A 15131-nucleotide genomic window follows, 5' to 3' on the forward strand; every position below is an offset into this window, starting at 1 on the left:
GCGGCATGAACGCACCGCTCGTCGCTCGCGACCTCGTCCAGACCTACGGCGAAGGCCCCACCACCGCCCACGCCCTCGCCGGCGTCGATCTCGCCGTCGCCCCCGGCGAGTCCGTCGCCATCATGGGCCCCAGCGGCTCCGGCAAGACCACTCTGCTGCACTGCCTCGCCGGGGTGATCCGCCCGACCTCAGGATCGGTCACGTGGCAGGGCAGCGACCTCGCGGCACTGTCTGACCGTCGTCGTACGGCGCTGCGGCGTACGGACTTCGGCTTCGTGTTCCAGTCCGGCCAGCTCCTCCCCGAGCTGCCCGCGGTCGAGAACGCCGCGCTCCCGCTGATGCTCGCCGGGACGTCTCGCGTCGAGGCCACCCGGGTCGCCGCGGCGTGGCTCGGCCATCTCGGGCTGGGCGGAATGGAGATGCGCCGACCGGGGGAGCTCTCAGGAGGTCAGGCACAGCGTGTCGCGATCGCACGAGCCCTCGCGGGCGCGCCCGGTGTCGTGTTCGCCGACGAGCCGACGGGGGCGCTCGACCAGGCGACGGGCGCAGAGGTGCTCTCGGTCCTCACGTCGGCAACCCGCAGCACCGGCGCCACGCTCGTCGTCGTGACCCACGACGCCGGCGTCGCACGCCACTGCGCGCGCACGATCACGATGCGCGACGGACGAGTCACCGGCGAGTACGTCGTGGAGGCGACACGATGACGACGCTGCGCCTGTGGTCGCTGCTTCGTTCCCGGAGTGCAGGCGATGAGGATCCGCGCCGCCTCACCGCGGTGCTGGCCGTCGTCGCCTTCGCCACGTCGACCGCCGTCCTGCTGGTCGTCATCGCGGGGGTCCAAGCGTTCTGGGACCGAGCCGGTGGAGCCGACGGGATCCGGGCCGGGCTCGAGGCCCCCGAGACCCCCTACGCGATCCAGTACCCGCTCCTCGCCGGCATCGCGGCGCTCCTCCTGCTCGTCCCGCTCGCCACCCTCGGCGCGGCAGCCGCCCGGATGGCGGCGGCACGACGCGACGCGCGCCTCGCGACGCTGCGACTGTGCGGCGCGACCCGCAGCCAGGTCACCGGGTTGACCGTCCTCGACGCCGCGGCCCAGGCGGCGGTGGGTGCCCTGATCGGTCTCGTCGGGTACGCGGTGCTGGTGCCGGCGGTCGCACAAGTGCGCTTCCAAGGGCGGAGCTTCGGACTGTCCGAGCTCTGGGTCGGTGTGCCGGTCATGATCGGCGCGGTCGCGGCCGTCCTCGCCGTGGCGGTGCTCTCGGCGATCGCGAGCCTGCGTCGGGTGGCGATCACCCCGCTCGGCGTCGCCCAGCGCGTCACGCCGCCGGGCATGCGAGCGGTGCGGGTCCTCGTGATGCTCGCCGTCGCCGGCGCCCTCATCGTCGCGCCGCAGCTCACCGGCGGCTCAGCCGGAGTCGCGCTCGCGGTGCTGGTGGCGCTGCTGCTCGCGATGTTCGCGACGCTCAACCTCGTCGGCCCCTTCGTCCTCTGGATCGCCGGGCGCATGACGGCGGGCGCGGCGCGCTCCGTACCCACCCTGCTCGCCGGACGGCGGATCGCGGACTCCCCCAAGTCGGCGTGGCGCTCGGTCGGCGGCGTCGCTCTCGCGGCCTTCATCGCCGGCCTGACGAGCACGTTCTCGCTGCTCGACCCGACCGACAGCGGGCGGGTCGACGAGGCGGCATTCATCGCCGACCTCAAGACGGGCGGCCTTCTGACGCTCGCGATCGCGGGTGTCCTCGCCGCAGTGTCGACCGGGGTGATGCAGGCGGGTCGCGTGATCGAGCAGCACGCCGAGTACCGCGCACTGACCCTCGCCGGCACCGACCCTCGCACGCTCGACCGCGCACGGATGCGCGAGACCCTCGTCCCGCTCACGGTCAGTGTCGGGTTGGCGACGGTCTGCGTGCTCCTCGTGATGGTCCCGATCGTCGGGACACAGCCAGTGGCGCAGCCGTCGGTGGTCATCCAGTACCTGCTGTGCGTGGCGGTCGCAACCACCCTCGTCCTCGCCGGCGCGGCCAGCTCCCGCCGAGTTGCCCGCGTGGTGATCTGAACCCGCGAATCTCCCCCGCCGACGCCGCCGGTCTCCCCCGTACGGAGGAGTCCGGCGGTGCGCGTCGTCGCGAGGCTGGACGAGTCCCGATCCCCTCTCAGGAGGTCCTCGTGCTCAACGCCCTCGGCGCCCACGCCCGCTCACCCCTCGCACTCGCCGTCACGTCGACCCTCGCGGCCGCCCTGGCCCTGTGGTGGCTTGTCGAGCCCGACACCCACCCTTTCGACGCCAGCTCCGGCAGCGTCTCCGTCGTCGCCCTGCTCCCTGGCCCGCTCCCGGCGACCCTCGTCCTGCTGGCCGGGGTGCTCGGCCTCGCCGTCGCTGCCGCACTCCGAAGCCAGGCCCGTACGCCGGCGCAACGTCAACGGCTCCTCGTCCCCGCCGCGACGGTCACCGTCGTGCTCGCGCTGTCGTGCATGGACACGCAGCTGATCTCCTTCGTCGGCTACGTGTGCGCGATGACGATCCCGTTCGTCGCGATCGCCCTCCTCGTCGCGGCCCTGCGCCGATCGACCGCTGCGCGTACGACGGCCGTCGTCGTAGTCGGCCTGGTCGCGTGGTGGGGAGCCGCCTCGGGATCGCTGGCTCCCGACGCGGTCGGCGAGATGGTGCGTGAGCTCGGCGGCGGCTTCGCCCGGGTCGGGAGTCGGCCGTGGCTCCTGGTGGGCCTCGCCCTCGCGACCGTCCAGTGGATGGCGGCCACGCTCCCCCTCGCGGCACCGCTCACCGCACGGCTGAGACGCCCGTCCGCACGCCTCGACCGGGTCGCCACCGTCGCCACGGTCCTCGCGATCCTCAGCCCTCTGCCGTACGTCGCCATCCGTGCCACCTGGCTCGTCCCCGACAGCCTCTTCACCGGCCCGATCACGCCTGCAGACCTTGATCCGTCGATGCGGCTGTGGGGGCTGATGCTCGGTGCGGCAGCTCTCGGCGGTGCGGTCCTGACGCTGGGACTGCTCCGCCCGTGGGGCCGCGTCTTTCCCGCCTGGATGCCGTCCGTGGGGGGTCGCGCCGTTCCCGTCGCGGCCGCGGCAGTCCCTGGCTATGCGGTCGCGTTCGTCCTGACCGCCTCGGCACCCTCGATCGCGCTGATGTCCGTCGAACAGGCCGCCGACGGAGACCGCGAAGCGCTGTGGATGCTGCTCCTCCTCCCGTTCTGGCTGTGGGGGCCAGCCCTGACCGTCGCGGTCTGGGGATACGTCCGTCGACGCCGCCTGGACGACCGGCCCGCTCCGCAGGCGGACCTCTCGCCCGGCAGGATGGCTGCATGAGCGCAGCCGGTGCGATCAGGACGGCGCTGCTCCGTACGGTCTTCCTCCTCATCGGCGCAGCGCTGTTCCTGGCGTTCGGCCTGCTCGGTCTCAGCGTCGCCGCCGTGGGGCGCACCACCGCCCACGTGTTCGTGGGCGTGGTCGGCGTCGTCCTCGTGGTCGCGCTGCTCGTCGCGGTGTCGCTGTTCCCCGGCGTGCGCGACGTCGAGGTCGCGGCGGCCCGCATCCTGCTCGACCCCGACGGCGAGCTGGTCGAGGAGCCGGCCGAGCCGCGGCGCCACCGCTGGCGGACGACCTGGTTCGTGCTCGCCCACGTGCTCCTGGGCGGGCTGACCGGCACGGCACTGGTCGTCGGCATCCCGCTCGCCGCGAGCGAGCTTCCCTGGTACGCGGCGGTGGGTGCGGTGGTCGGGATCCTCGCCGCCGTCGCCGCGCTCGGGATCCTCCTCGCCAGGCTCGCCGTCGTCTGCCTCGGCCCGACCGACACCGATCGGCTTGCCGTCGCCGAGCAGCGCATCCGCCGCGAGCACGGTCAGCGCATGCTGGCGCGCGACCTTCACGACGGCATCGGCCACGCGCTGAGCGTGATCTCGCTGCAGGCCGTCGCGGGACGCCGCGTCGTCGACCGCGATCCCGAGCACGCCGCCGAGTCGTTGGAGATCATCGCGCGGACCGCTCGTGACGCCCTCGACGAGCTCGACCACGCGCTGGGCGTGCTGCGCGACGAACCCACCGCCCGCCTTCCCGAGCAGCGGCTCACCGACGTGCCGGCGCTCGTGGCGTCGTACGTGTCCGCGGGCGCGGACGTCCGTGCCGACCTCGCCGAGCCCGCCGGGATCGCGCCGCTCGTCTCGCGCGAGGCATACCGGATCGTGCAAGAGGCGCTCACGAACGCGCACAAGCACGGCGACGGCACGGCGATCGTGCTCACGACGCACCTCGGACCCGCCCTCGTCGTGGAGGTCCGCAACGGGATCGGGGCCCGCGCCACTTCTCGCGGGCAACGCTCCGGCCACGGGCTCGCCGGGTTGCGCGAGCGCGTGGCGCTGCTCGGAGGCAAGCTCGAGGTCGGTACGGTCGACGCGACGACGTGGGTGCTCCTCGCCCGCGTCCCGCTCGGGATCGACAGGGAGCCACGACCATGAACGGGACGATCCGGGTCCTGCTGGTCGACGACGAGCCCCTCGTACGGCGGGGCCTGCGGGCGATCCTCGAGAGCGATCCAGAGATCGAGGTCGTGGGTGAGGCGGGCGACGGCGCGGCCGCTCTGGCTTCTGCCCGGTCGCTCTCGCCGGACGTGGTGTGCATGGACGTGCGCATGCCTGACGTCGACGGCATCCGTGCGACCGAGCTCGTGCTCACGCTGGACCCGGCGCCTCGCGTGCTGGTGGTGACGACCTTCGAGAGCGACGACCACGTCTTCGACGCGCTGCGAGCCGGCGCCTCGGGGTTCTTGCTCAAGCGCGCCGATGCCGACCAGGTCGTCGCCGCGGTGCGCGCGGTGGCAGCCGGCGAGAGCCTGCTGTTCCCCGAGTCCGTACGCCGGATCGCCCTGCGACACGGCACGGCCCGGATCTCGTACGGTGGGCCCGCGCTGACACCGCGGGAAGCCGAGGTCCTCGCGCTCGTCGCGCGGGGAATGTCCAACCCGGAGATCGCCACGGCGCTCATCGTGGGGGTCGAGACGGTCCGCACCCATGTGGCCAACGTCCTGGCCAAGCTCGGCGCCCGCGACCGCACTCAAGCGGTCGTGATCGCGTACGAGACGGGCCTCGTCGGCGCGGGCCGCTAGGCAGGTTGCTCACCACAACCGTTGACACGGTGCCTCGACACTGGAACATTTTCGGCAGTACGTGTCGGACAAGACACGACCTGGCCCCGTGGAGGCACAGCATGAGACGTCCTGTAGCGATCGTGTTCACCGCCGCACTCGTCGGAGGGCTCCTGGCAGCCGTTCCGGCCGCCGCGTCTCCACCGGCGTCACCGTCCGCGGACTCCCCGCCAGGTGACCTCGAGATCTATACGGCCACCGTCGACGCGAAGGGACTCGACCTCCTCGGCGAGGCCGGGGTCGACCGCGGACACGATGTGGTTGCACCGACCGGTGACGGCAAGGCGAAGGTCGAGGTCGTCCTCCCGACCGGCGAGGCCGCCAAGCTCGTGGAACAGGGCGTGCCGCTGAAGCTCAAGAAGATCGACGGGGTCAAGGCCACCACCCTCTCCGCACGCCAGTCCGCCGCGGGCTACGAGGTGTTCACCTCCTACAGCGAGGCCGGCGGCATCCGTGACGACATGGTCGCCACCACACGGGCCTACCCGAAGCTGACCAAGCTTGTGAAGGCCGGCAAGTCTGGCACCGGCCAGGACATCCTCGCCGTCAAGGTCGGCAAGAACGCGAGCAAGACCAAGGACGGCAGCAAGCCGGCCGTCCTCTACGGCGCCGCCCAGCACGCGCGCGAGTGGATCACGCCCGAGATGGTCCAGCGCCTCATGCACCACATGCTCGACCAGTACGGCAAGGACCGCCGGATCACCAAGATCCTCGACACCACCGAGCTGTGGTTCCTGCCCGTCCAGAACCCCGACGGCTACGACTTCACCTTCACCGAGGGCAACCGCGAGTGGCGCAAGACGGTGCGGGACAACAACGGCGACGGTCAGGTCACCGTGGGTGACGGCGTCGACATGAACCGCAACTTCCCGTTCAAGTGGGGCTACGACAACGAGGGCAGCTCGCCGCAGCCCTTCAGCGACACCTACCGCGGCCCGGAGCCGGCCTCGGAGCCCGAGACGCAGGCGACCGTCGGCCTTGTCGACAAGGTCGGGTTCGAGTTCTTCGTCAACTACCACTCGGCCGCAGAGCTGCTGCTCTACGGCACCGGGTGGCAGGTCGACACCCCGACGCCGGACGACGAGATCTACACCGCGCTCGCCGGCAACGACGCCAACTCGGCGATCCCCGGATACGACCCGGACATCTCCGCCGAGCTCTACACCACCAACGGCGACACCGACGGCCACACCCACGAGGAGCAGGGCACGCTCGCGTTCACGCCGGAGATGGCGACCTGCGCGACGGCCAGTGCGGTCGATCCTGACGACGAGTGGGAGCCCGAGGCATGTACGAGCGTCTTCGCGTTCCCGGACGACGAGGAGCTCGTCCAGGCGGAGTTCGAGAAGAACATCCCGTTCGCCCTGTCGCTCGCGGAGTCGGCGCACGACCCGGACGACCCGAAGTCTTCGATCGGCCAGCGGGTCAAGGACATTCGGCCCGACGCGTTCACGACCTCGTACGGCACGAAGCAGACCGTCGCGGTCACGGCCAAGCGCAAGCTCAAGGGCCTGCTCATGACGTACAAGATCAACGGGCGCATCCGCGGCATCACTCCGATGAAGGAGTGGAAGGGCGGCGAGAAGTACGGCGGCGAGAACGACAAGCACTACGCCGAGTACCGCGCCGCGGTGAAGGGACAGAAGCCTGGCGACAAGGTCGAGGTGATCTTTACCGGCCTCAACGTGAAGCCGCTGCGCAGCGCGAAGGAGTCGTTCTCCTACACGGTCGCCAGCGACATCGGCGGTGACGTGCTGATCCTCGCCGCCGAGGACTACACCGGCGCATCACCGGCCCAGACCGGCGGACCGAACGCCGTCGCCGCGTACGCAGCGGCGCTGGACGATGCCGGCTTCAGCACCGACGTGTACGACATCGACGCCAACGGCCGGAAGGCACCGCACGACCTCGGCGTCCTGTCGCACTACGACGCGGTCGTCTGGCAGACGGGCAACGACATCATCCCGCGCAACATCGGCCAGCCCGGCGGTTCCGCGGCGAAGTGGGGCTACGACACCGAGCTCCGGGTCCGCGACTACCTCAACGACGGCGGCAAGGTGCTGATCGCCGGCAAGTACGCGCTCTACGCACAGGCGGCGGACGGCTCGTACTACTACCACCCCGACGAGGAGACGGCCGGCTCGTGCACGACGCCGGGCGCCTACCCGTGCCTGCCGATGGGCAACGACTTCCTCCAGTACTGGCTGGGGTCGTACCAGTACGTCGACAACGGTGGCACGCGCGACGACGGGACGGCGTTCGCGCTGTCGGGCGACGAGGACGGGCCGTTCGCCGGATTCGCCGCCCAGCTCGACGCGACGCAGGACCACACGGGCGCTTTCGTTGCGACGTCGTCCTTCCTGCCGGCCGACGAGTTCCCGCAGTTCGCGTCCAGCGCTCCGCTGTCGTGGCTGCGCGGGTTCGGCGACCCGTACTCGCCATACACCGGCGAGTGGTTCATGAGCGCAGGCTCGGCCGACCAGTCGTACAAGCGGCTCGCAACGACGGTCGACCTGACCGGGGCGACGTCGGGCTCGGTCGACTTCAAGTTCAGTGCCGACGTCGAGGCCGACTGGGACGCACTGTTCGTCGAGGTGCGCCCGGTCGGGACCGACGACTGGACGACGCTGCCGGACACCGGCGGCACCTCCGACACCACGCAGAGCACCGGTGACAGCTGCACCTCGGGCTGGGTCGCCGAGATCCATCCGCAGCTTGGCCACTACATGAACGCAGCTTGCGAGCCCACCGGCACCACGGGCGAGTGGAACGCGTTCAGCGGCAACTCTTCCGGCTGGCAGGACTGGGAGGCCGACCTGTCGGCCTACGCCGGCCAGGAGGTCGAGGTCGCGATCGTCTACGCCACCGACTGGGGCACCACCAACCTCGGCGTGTGGATCGACGACGCGAGCGTCACCGTGGGCGGCGCGACCGTCAGCGACACGTCGTTCGAGTCCGACCTCGGTGACTGGACGGTGCCAGGCGCACCGGCTGGTTCGCCGGGCAACCCGAACGACTGGGAGCGCGGTCAGCAGTCGGTCGACGAGGGCGCAGCCGTCATGACCGACGACTCGGTGCTGTTCGGCTTCGGGCTCGAGGGCCTCGACGCCGACGCACGGAGCGACCTCCTCGGGAGGTCCCTGGACGCGCTGCTGGAGTAGGCGGCTCCGCAGCGCGAACGGGCGGTGGGTCCGCCGTCATCCGAGGAAGCTCGGTGACGGCAGGCTCACCGCCCGTCTCGTCTGTCGGGCGCACAGACGAACTGCGTCCCGTCAGTGCGCGAGCTGGGCGACGTCTCGCTGTGCAGCAGCGCTCATGGACGTCGAAGGTCGGCCCAGCACGCGCGCGATCGTGGCGGTGGTGGCGACGTTGCGGCCATCCAAGACCTCGGCGAAGAGCTCTGCCAGCCCGTACGCCACCTCGGCAGGCTCGCCCGCCGCAACGACGGACGCCACGAACTCCTCGACGGAGATCGCGCGCAGGCTCACGGGGTGGCCGAGCGCGGCGCCGACGGACGCGCACGCCTCGCCGAACGTCATCGCCTCGGGTCCGGTCAGCTCGAGCACCTCACCCGCATAGGTGTCGTCGCGCAGCGCCGCGACCGCGACGTCGGCGACATCCTCGAGGTCGACGAACGGCTCGGGGACGTCCGTAGGGACGGGGATCGTGAGCTCGCCCGCCTGTACGTCGTACGCGAAGACGCCCTCGGTGAAGTTCTGCACGAAGAACGAGCAGCTGACGACCCGTGCGGTCGGAACGGCGTCGAGCAGCGAGAGCTCCGCCGCTCGGGCACCGGCCTCGCCGCGGCCCGAGAGCAGGACGACGCGCTCGATCCGGTGGTCGGCAAGCCGGCGGGCGAGATCGGCGATCTGGTCGGCGGCGCCGGGAAAGGCGAGGTCGGGCGCGTACGAGAGATAGGCGGCCGTGATGCCGTCGAGGGCGGCGTCCCACGTCGACGGGTCCGACCAGTCGAACGGGATGGCCGTCGTACGGGACACCGCGCGGACGGGGACGCCGAGAGAGTCGAGTCGGGAGGCGACGCGGCGGGCGGACTTGCCGGCTCCGCCGACGACGAGGACGGGAGCGTCGTGAGTGCTGAACATGGGTTCCTCCTGGGTGGGTGTGGCTGATGAGGACTCCATCTCACTGCACTGCGCCGAGACGATCCATGGCTGACAAGGGCAGTTCCATACGCGAACGTCTCACGAGCGCCTACGCTGGTCGGGTGGACATCGTCGGAGGGCTCCTCGACGGCCCGCGCGCGGACGGGGCGTTCCTGCTGCGCTCGGTCTTCGCGCCGCCCTGGTCGCTGCGGATCCGCGACCGCGCGCCGCTGTCGGCCGTCGTGGTCGCGCAAGGGTCGGCGTGGGTCGTCACCGCGACCGGCGCGCCGACGCTGCTCGAGCCCGGCGACCTCGCGCTGCTGCGCGGCCCCGACCCGTACACGATCGCCGACGACCCGCAGACACCTCCGCAGGTCTTCGTCGAGCCCGGCCAGCACTGCGTCGACGCCGCCGGTCGGTCGATGTCCGAGGAGATGCTGCTCGGCCTTCGGACGTGGGGCAACGCGGCCGACGGCGCGACGATGCTCGTCACCGGCACGTACGAGCGCGCGTCCGCGGTGAGCGAGCGGCTGCTGCGCGCGCTGCCGCCGATCGTCGTGCTGCGACGCGGCGAGTGGAGCTACGACCTCGTCGCGCTGCTGTGCGCGGAGATGCAGCGCGACGTCCCGGGGCAGGAGGTCTTCCTCGACCGCCTGCTCGACCTCGTCGTCCTCGCCGCCGTACGCACGTGGCTCGCCGACCAGGAGGACGCGGCTCCGGGGTGGTACCGCGCCTCCGCCGACCCCGTCGTCGGTCCGGCCTTGCAAGAGCTGCACCGGCGTGTCGCGGAGCCGTGGACGGTCGCGTCGCTCGCGGCCCACACCCAGGTCTCCCGCGCGGTGCTGGCGCGACGCTTCTCTGCGGTGGTCGGCGAGCCACCGATGGCCTACCTGACGAGCCTGCGACTCGCGCTCGCTGCCGACCTGCTCGAGCGGACGGACCGGACGCTGACCGCGATCGCGCGCGAGGTCGGCTACGCGTCTCCGTTCGCGCTCAGCGCCGCGTTCTCGCGCGAGCGCGGCCTCAGTCCGACGGCGTACCGGTCGCAGGGACAGGTGCGAGCCGCGGCTCGGTGAGCGCGGCCCGACCGCGGGCGAGCGGCCAGACGCGCACGATCCCGACCACCGCGAGCGCCGCCAGAACAGCGTTGACGACAGCGAACGCGGACTCCCAGGGGAGCACAGCGTCGGACGCGAGCCGTCCTGCCGTGAGTCCTCTCGTGATCCCGAACCACAGCATTGCCGCGATCGCGAGCCGCCACGTGCCTGGGACGCGGCGTGCGGCCGGGAGCAGGAAGAGCACCACGAGGGCCCAGAAGTCGAGCACGATCAGGGTCGCCTGCCACGCGACCTCGCTGCCCGACCCGAAGAACATCGATCCACCCAGCACGTCGCCTACGGAGGCTTCGTACGCGGCCATCCACGACATCACGAGGTACGTCGCTCCGACGACCACGATCGTGACCCCGGCCGCGACGCTGAGCAGAGCGAGCGTGACGCGGGTCAGAAGATCCATGCCCGGCATGCTCCCACGGCAGGGGGCGTGGCGTCATCCGTTCTGAGCGCGGCCGAACCACGGGCCGCGGGCAGGCGCGAGCATGAAGTCGAGCGTGCGGTCGAGGCGGACCGCGGACGTCGCCGCGAACACGTCGGGGATCTCGTCGACCGCGAACCATGCGACCTCGAGCGACTCGTCGTCCGCGGCGTGAGCGCGCTGTGCCGACTCGGCGTCGACCGGACGGCACACGAAGCACAGGTCGAGGTACTGAGACTCGTCGCCGTTCGGATAGCGCAGCCTCTCCGTGACCGTCACCGCCGCGAGCGCCTCGACCACGACGTCGACGCCCGTCTCCTCCCGCACCTCGCGCACGATCCCGACGGCCGGCTCCTCACCCGGGTCGAGAATGCCGCTGAGCAGTGCCCACTCGCCGGAGTCGGCACGTCGACCCAGCAGGATCTGGCCGCCGTCGTCGTCGAGCACCACCGCCGTCACGCCCGGGAGCCAAAGCAGGTCGGTCCCGATGCGGGTACGGAGCGCGGCGACGTACGGAGGGATCGGCACGCCTCGAGCGTACGAGGTCCGCGCCGGGAGGTGGAGGACCCGCGGGTACGGTGTCGCCCATGGACCCCTTCGACCCGCGCGACCTGCGGGCCAGCGATCCTGACCGCGAACGCATCGCCGACATCCTGCGCGACGCGGCCAGCGAGGGCCGGCTCGAGCCGGACGAGCTCGGGGAGCGCCTCGACCAGACGTACCAGGCGAAGACGTTCCGAGACCTCGAGGCACTCGTGGCCGACCTGCCGACCGACACGCCGTTGCCGTCACCGGCCGCCGCGGCGGGGCCGGCTCAGGTGCAGGGCGAGCTCACGCTCACGGCGATGCTCAGCGACGTCAAGCGTTCGGGGTCATGGACGGTCCCGCCGCGGATCACCGTCTCGCCAGCGATGGGCAACGTCAAGCTCGACTTCCGTGAGGCCCGCTGCCCGCACCGCGTCGTTGAGATCGGGGTCAAGGGCGGCACCGGCAACCTCGTCCTGATCCCGCCGCCGGGATGGGTCGTCGATGTCGACGACCTGCGCAGCGGGTGGGGGACGATCAAGAACAAGCGCGGCGGCGATCCCGCGCCCGACGGCGTCCTGATCAGAGTCACCGGCGGCATCGGGATGGGGACCCTGGTCGCACGCAACGCCTACTTCTACGAGAAGGGCTGATCGGCGACGACGCGGAACCGCTCCAGCACCACCAGCGTCTCGTCGTCGACCCGGAAGTCGGGGTCACCCAGGAACGCCCGCATGTCAGATCCGTTCCAGAAGCCCTCGTGGCTTGCGCGCCACTGAGCGAGCGTCTCGTCGCCCTCCCCCTCGTCGAGCGCATGGCGCAGGTCCACCTCGCCGAGCGGCACGATGCGCAGGTCGGTGGTCTCGACGACGCACAGCGTCTCACCGGCAGAGTCGATGACCCGCCAGCGCTCACCGACCGCGGGCATCCCCTCCGGCTCACCGGCCGGCTCCGCACCCGCCTCTGCGAAGAGCTCGACCACCAACGACGTCGTGGTCGTCTTCGCACCGGACAGCACGAGCCCTGCCAACCGGTCACGCAGCGGACCGGGGAACGCGAACTCCAACGGCGGCAACGCTTCGACGGGCAGATCCTGGCGTACGGGGACCCCGGCCACCACCGCCGTACCGATCTCGTCGTCGTGGTCGGCCACGTGCGCGTGCAGCCCGTGGCGGGCCAGCGCCAGCGCCGTCCACGGGACCTGAGACGTGCTCGTCTCGATGAGGGCGTGGCCACCCGGTGCGAGCCACTCCGGGGCCTCGGCGGCGAGCCGCCGGTGCACGTCGACACCATCGACTCCACCGTCGAGCGCGACGAGCGGCTCGTGGTCGCGCGCCTCGGGCGGCATCCACGCGATCGCCTCGGTCGGGACGTACGGGGCGTTGACCGCGATCACGTCGATGCTGCCGCGCAGATCGTCGGGGAGCGCGTCGTACAGGTCGCCCTCGAAGACATCCTCGGGCCGGAGGTTGCGGCGCGCGTACGCGACCGCAGCCGGCTCGATGTCGGCGGCCACGACCCGGACGTCCGGGCGCAGCTGCGCAACGACCGCGCCGACGGCACCGGAGCCGCAGCACAGGTCGAGCACCCTCCCGCCCTCGGCCGTCAGCGCGGCGGCACGGCGGGCGAGGGCCTCCGTCCGCACCCGCGGGACGAACACGCCGGGGCCGACGAGGATGCGCAGCCCGCCGAACTCCGCCCAGCCGACGACGTGCTCGAGCGGCTCACCCGCGAGGCGACGCTCCGTCCACTCCTCGAGCTCGACCGGGCTGGACGCCGAGGCGGTGAGGATGCGCGCCTCGTCCTCGGCGAACACCGAGCCGACAGCACGCAGACGCGCGACGAGGTCGTCGCCAACCGAGTTCATCCACCGATCCTCCCAGCAGCTCAGACGAGGACGCGAGCGGCACCGTCGAGGACGTCACGCACCGCAGGCTCGGTGGGCGCGCGGTCGAGCATCGTCGCAGCGACGAAGTCGGCGGCGAGGGACTCGAACCGACCTCGACGGCGGAGCATCCCGTGGGTCCCACCCTCCACCAGCACGAGGCCCGCCTGGGCGGACCGCCGCAACGCATCGACGACCCGTTCTGCGCGGCCGAGGTCGGAGACGTGGTCCTCGGTCCCGTGGACGACCATGAGGTGACGCCCCCGAGGATCGACCTTCGTTCCGTCGTCGGCGTAGACCCATGGGGCAAGAGCGACGACCGAGTGGACCGACGGTTCGCCAGCCGAGAGCAGCGCCGCGCGCCCTCCCAACGAGTGCCCGACGAGCCCGACAGGAACGCCCTCGTGGCGGTCCCGGATCTCCCCGAGCCCCCACCGGACGTCGTCGAGCGGGCTCTGACCCTCGACCCATCCACGGTGGGAGTTCAGGAGGCGGTAGACCGCGAGGGTTCCGTGGCCGACCCGCGCGAGCCGCCAGGCCACGGGGACCATCCGCACCACCGACGGCTGGAAGCGGCTGACGACCGCGCCGTCCTCGCGGCTGCCGCCGCCGTGGAGCACCAGCACGGCTCCGGTCGCAGAGCGCGGGACACGGACCGGAAGGAGGCGCGCGGGCATGTCACCGACGGTAGTGCGTACGCCGCGACGTGCGCCGTTCCGCGAGTACGGTCACCGCATGCCGTTCGACATCCGTGATGCGACCAGCGCCGACGCCCCCGCATGCGCCGCGATCTACGCTCCGTACGTCCGCGACACGGCGATCACCTTCGAGACCGAGCCGCCGACCGTCACCGGGATGGCCTCACGCATCGCGGCCGCGCAACAACGCCACGCGTGGCTGGTGCTGTGCGAGGGCGGCGAGGTGACCGGCTACGCGTACGGCACGGAGTTCAAGTCCCGTGCGGCGTACGCGTGGTCGTGCGAGGTGAGCGTCTACCTCGCCCAGGGTCACCAGCCGCGCTCGGGCGCCGGACGCGCGCTTTACGAGGCGCTGCTGCCACGGCTCGCCGGCCGCGGGTTCCGCACGCTGCTCGCCGGGATCACGCTGCCGAACGCCGCGAGCCTCGGGCTGCACTCCGCGCTCGGGTTCCAGCCGGTCGGCACGCTGCGCAAGATCGGCTTGAAGCACAACGCGTGGCACGACGTCGCCTGGATGCAGCGGTCGGTCGGCGACGACTCAGGCGTTCCGGTGGGCGCAGAGGTCTAGCCTCATGCCCCGAGCCCGGTCTTGACGGCGAGAGCGATGACGACGGCGCCGCCGAGGAGCGCCGTCGCCCGCTGCCCGGTCGGCCCGGTGAGGATCCGGCCGAGCGACGCGCCTGCCCCGGCGACGAACAGCTGCCAGCTCACGGACGCAAGGAAGGCACCTGCGACGAACGCGGCCCGCTCGGGCAGGGTGTCGAACGAGCCGAACGACGACCCGGCGACGAGCGCGGCGAAGTAGACGACGGTCGCCGGGTTGATGATCGTGAGTCCGAGGACGACCACGTACGCACGGCGGGCCGTCGTCAACGACGTGTCCGCTGCCGCTGTGCGCGCGGGGGCGGACCGCAGTGCGGGAAGGGCGAGCGCCACACCGACGCCGGCGAGCACGACCACCGAGATCCAGGTCAGCGGCGTCTGCACGGCCACGATCACCGGCGCCATGACCGCGCCGATTGTCAGGGCGACCGTCGCGTACAGGCCGTCGGCCGTCGCGACGCCCAGACCTCCCGCCGCGGCGACCCGCCAACCGTGCCGAGCGCCGAGCATCACCAGGTAGGTCGTGATGGCGCCGACCGGGATCGCGATCGCGTACCCGGCGGCAGCACCTGCGACGAAGGACCCGAACACCCATGCATGATCGCCCGCAGCCGCCGGTCTCATCA

15 protein-coding genes are annotated in these 15131 nt (G+C 71.7%); 9 read left to right on the forward strand and 6 right to left on the reverse strand.

All coding sequences use genetic code 11. The features are described 5' to 3' along the window. The first annotated feature begins 5 nt into the window (after positions 1–5). The 6 genes from ACFSDF_RS00480 to ACFSDF_RS00505 all read left to right on the forward strand — a co-directional run bounded on the left by ACFSDF_RS00480 (position 6) and on the right by ACFSDF_RS00505 (position 8319). On the forward strand, positions 6–704 hold the full coding sequence (locus ACFSDF_RS00480; RefSeq protein WP_377155615.1) for an ABC transporter ATP-binding protein: 699 nt from the start codon (positions 6–8) through the stop codon (positions 702–704). After that, positions 701–2056 (forward strand): FtsX-like permease family protein, encoded by a 1356-nt coding sequence (locus ACFSDF_RS00485; RefSeq protein ID WP_167000583.1) that lies wholly within the window; start codon positions 701–703, stop codon positions 2054–2056. Before ACFSDF_RS00480 ends, ACFSDF_RS00485 begins: the two co-directional genes overlap by 4 nt. A 110-nt stretch (positions 2057–2166) precedes the next feature. Beyond that, positions 2167–3327: a hypothetical protein gene (locus tag ACFSDF_RS00490; RefSeq protein ID WP_377155617.1), complete on the forward strand. Its 1161-nt coding sequence runs from the start codon at positions 2167–2169 to the stop codon at positions 3325–3327. After that, positions 3324–4472, forward strand: coding sequence for a sensor histidine kinase (locus tag ACFSDF_RS00495; protein ID WP_167249707.1), 1149 nt, complete (start codon positions 3324–3326; stop codon positions 4470–4472). Before ACFSDF_RS00490 ends, ACFSDF_RS00495 begins: the two co-directional genes overlap by 4 nt. Continuing rightward, positions 4469–5119, forward strand: a complete 651-nt coding sequence (locus tag ACFSDF_RS00500) for a response regulator transcription factor (RefSeq protein WP_377155620.1) — start codon at positions 4469–4471, stop codon at positions 5117–5119. The genes ACFSDF_RS00495 and ACFSDF_RS00500 overlap by 4 nt, the downstream gene beginning before the upstream one ends. 101 nt (positions 5120–5220) lie before the next feature. Then, complete coding sequence (locus ACFSDF_RS00505; protein ID WP_377155622.1) at positions 5221–8319, forward strand: M14 family metallopeptidase; 3099 nt, start codon at positions 5221–5223, stop codon at positions 8317–8319. 111 nt (positions 8320–8430) lie between these two features. On the opposite strand, the gene ACFSDF_RS00510 is transcribed toward ACFSDF_RS00505, so the two are convergent. Beyond that, entirely contained in the window at positions 8431–9261 is an 831-nt protein-coding gene (locus ACFSDF_RS00510; RefSeq protein WP_377155624.1) for a Rossmann-fold NAD(P)-binding domain-containing protein, read from the reverse strand. 122 nt (positions 9262–9383) lie between these two features. On the opposite strand from ACFSDF_RS00510, the gene ACFSDF_RS00515 reads away from it, so the two are divergent. Beyond that, entirely contained in the window at positions 9384–10337 is a 954-nt protein-coding gene (locus ACFSDF_RS00515; protein ID WP_167000593.1) for an AraC family transcriptional regulator, read from the forward strand. Here ACFSDF_RS00515 and ACFSDF_RS00520 read toward each other — a convergent pair. Together ACFSDF_RS00520 and ACFSDF_RS00525 are read right to left on the reverse strand one after the other, a co-directional pair. Continuing rightward, complete coding sequence (locus tag ACFSDF_RS00520) at positions 10285–10776, reverse strand: hypothetical protein (protein WP_167000595.1); 492 nt, start codon at positions 10774–10776, stop codon at positions 10285–10287. The two genes, ACFSDF_RS00515 and ACFSDF_RS00520, sit on opposite strands and share 53 nt — an antisense overlap. Positions 10777–10809: 33 nt before the next feature. Further along, positions 10810–11322 carry an NUDIX hydrolase gene (locus tag ACFSDF_RS00525; protein ID WP_167000597.1) on the reverse strand — a complete coding sequence of 171 codons (513 nt, stop codon included), beginning with the start codon at positions 11320–11322 and terminating at the stop codon, positions 10810–10812. Positions 11323–11381: 59 nt separating this feature from the next. Here ACFSDF_RS00525 and ACFSDF_RS00530 point away from each other — a divergent pair, with 59 nt between their 5' ends. Beyond that, positions 11382–11972, forward strand: coding sequence for a DUF1707 SHOCT-like domain-containing protein (locus ACFSDF_RS00530; protein WP_377155627.1), 591 nt, complete (start codon positions 11382–11384; stop codon positions 11970–11972). On the opposite strand, the gene ACFSDF_RS00535 is transcribed toward ACFSDF_RS00530, so the two are convergent. Both ACFSDF_RS00535 and ACFSDF_RS00540 read right to left on the reverse strand, forming a co-directional pair. After that, positions 11957–13186 (reverse strand): putative protein N(5)-glutamine methyltransferase, encoded by a 1230-nt coding sequence (locus ACFSDF_RS00535; protein WP_243842824.1) that lies wholly within the window; start codon positions 13184–13186, stop codon positions 11957–11959. The genes ACFSDF_RS00530 and ACFSDF_RS00535 overlap by 16 nt on opposite strands. A gap of 20 nt (positions 13187–13206) precedes the next feature. After that, positions 13207–13881, reverse strand: a complete 675-nt coding sequence (locus ACFSDF_RS00540) for an alpha/beta hydrolase (RefSeq protein WP_167000600.1) — start codon at positions 13879–13881, stop codon at positions 13207–13209. Positions 13882–13939: 58 nt separating this feature from the next. Between ACFSDF_RS00540 and ACFSDF_RS00545 the strand changes: the two genes are divergently transcribed. Continuing rightward, on the forward strand, positions 13940–14470 hold the full coding sequence (locus ACFSDF_RS00545) for a GNAT family N-acetyltransferase (protein WP_167000602.1): 531 nt from the start codon (positions 13940–13942) through the stop codon (positions 14468–14470). Positions 14471–14472: 2 nt separating this feature from the next. Here ACFSDF_RS00545 and ACFSDF_RS00550 read toward each other — a convergent pair whose 3' ends face one another. After that, a complete protein-coding gene (locus ACFSDF_RS00550) occupies positions 14473–15096 on the reverse strand; it encodes a LysE family transporter (protein ID WP_243842826.1) in 624 nt (207 codons plus the stop codon). Positions 15097–15131 lie beyond the last annotated feature (35 nt).

This window comes from Mumia zhuanghuii, assembly GCF_042681565.1.
In the GTDB taxonomy this organism is placed as follows: Bacteria; Actinomycetota; Actinomycetes; order Propionibacteriales; family Nocardioidaceae; genus Mumia.

Bases quoted from the DNA above. Each gene is read 5' to 3' on its own strand.
- ACFSDF_RS00480 (WP_377155615.1), top strand. From the start codon at position 6: ATGAACGCACCGCTCGTCGCTCGCGACCTCGTCCAGACCTACGGCGAA.
- ACFSDF_RS00485 (WP_167000583.1), top strand. From the start codon at position 701: ATGACGACGCTGCGCCTGTGGTCGCTGCTTCGTTCCCGGAGTGCAGGC.
- ACFSDF_RS00495 (WP_167249707.1), top strand. From the start codon at position 3,324: ATGAGCGCAGCCGGTGCGATCAGGACGGCGCTGCTCCGTACGGTCTTC.
- ACFSDF_RS00500 (WP_377155620.1), top strand. From the start codon at position 4,469: ATGAACGGGACGATCCGGGTCCTGCTGGTCGACGACGAGCCCCTCGTA.
- ACFSDF_RS00505 (WP_377155622.1), top strand. From the start codon at position 5,221: ATGAGACGTCCTGTAGCGATCGTGTTCACCGCCGCACTCGTCGGAGGG.
- ACFSDF_RS00510 (WP_377155624.1), bottom strand. From the start codon at position 9,261: ATGTTCAGCACTCACGACGCTCCCGTCCTCGTCGTCGGCGGAGCCGGC.
- ACFSDF_RS00520 (WP_167000595.1), bottom strand. From the start codon at position 10,776: ATGGATCTTCTGACCCGCGTCACGCTCGCTCTGCTCAGCGTCGCGGCC.
- ACFSDF_RS00530 (WP_377155627.1), top strand. From the start codon at position 11,382: ATGGACCCCTTCGACCCGCGCGACCTGCGGGCCAGCGATCCTGACCGC.
- ACFSDF_RS00535 (WP_243842824.1), bottom strand. From the start codon at position 13,186: ATGAACTCGGTTGGCGACGACCTCGTCGCGCGTCTGCGTGCTGTCGGC.
- ACFSDF_RS00540 (WP_167000600.1), bottom strand. From the start codon at position 13,881: ATGCCCGCGCGCCTCCTTCCGGTCCGTGTCCCGCGCTCTGCGACCGGA.
- ACFSDF_RS00545 (WP_167000602.1), top strand. From the start codon at position 13,940: ATGCCGTTCGACATCCGTGATGCGACCAGCGCCGACGCCCCCGCATGC.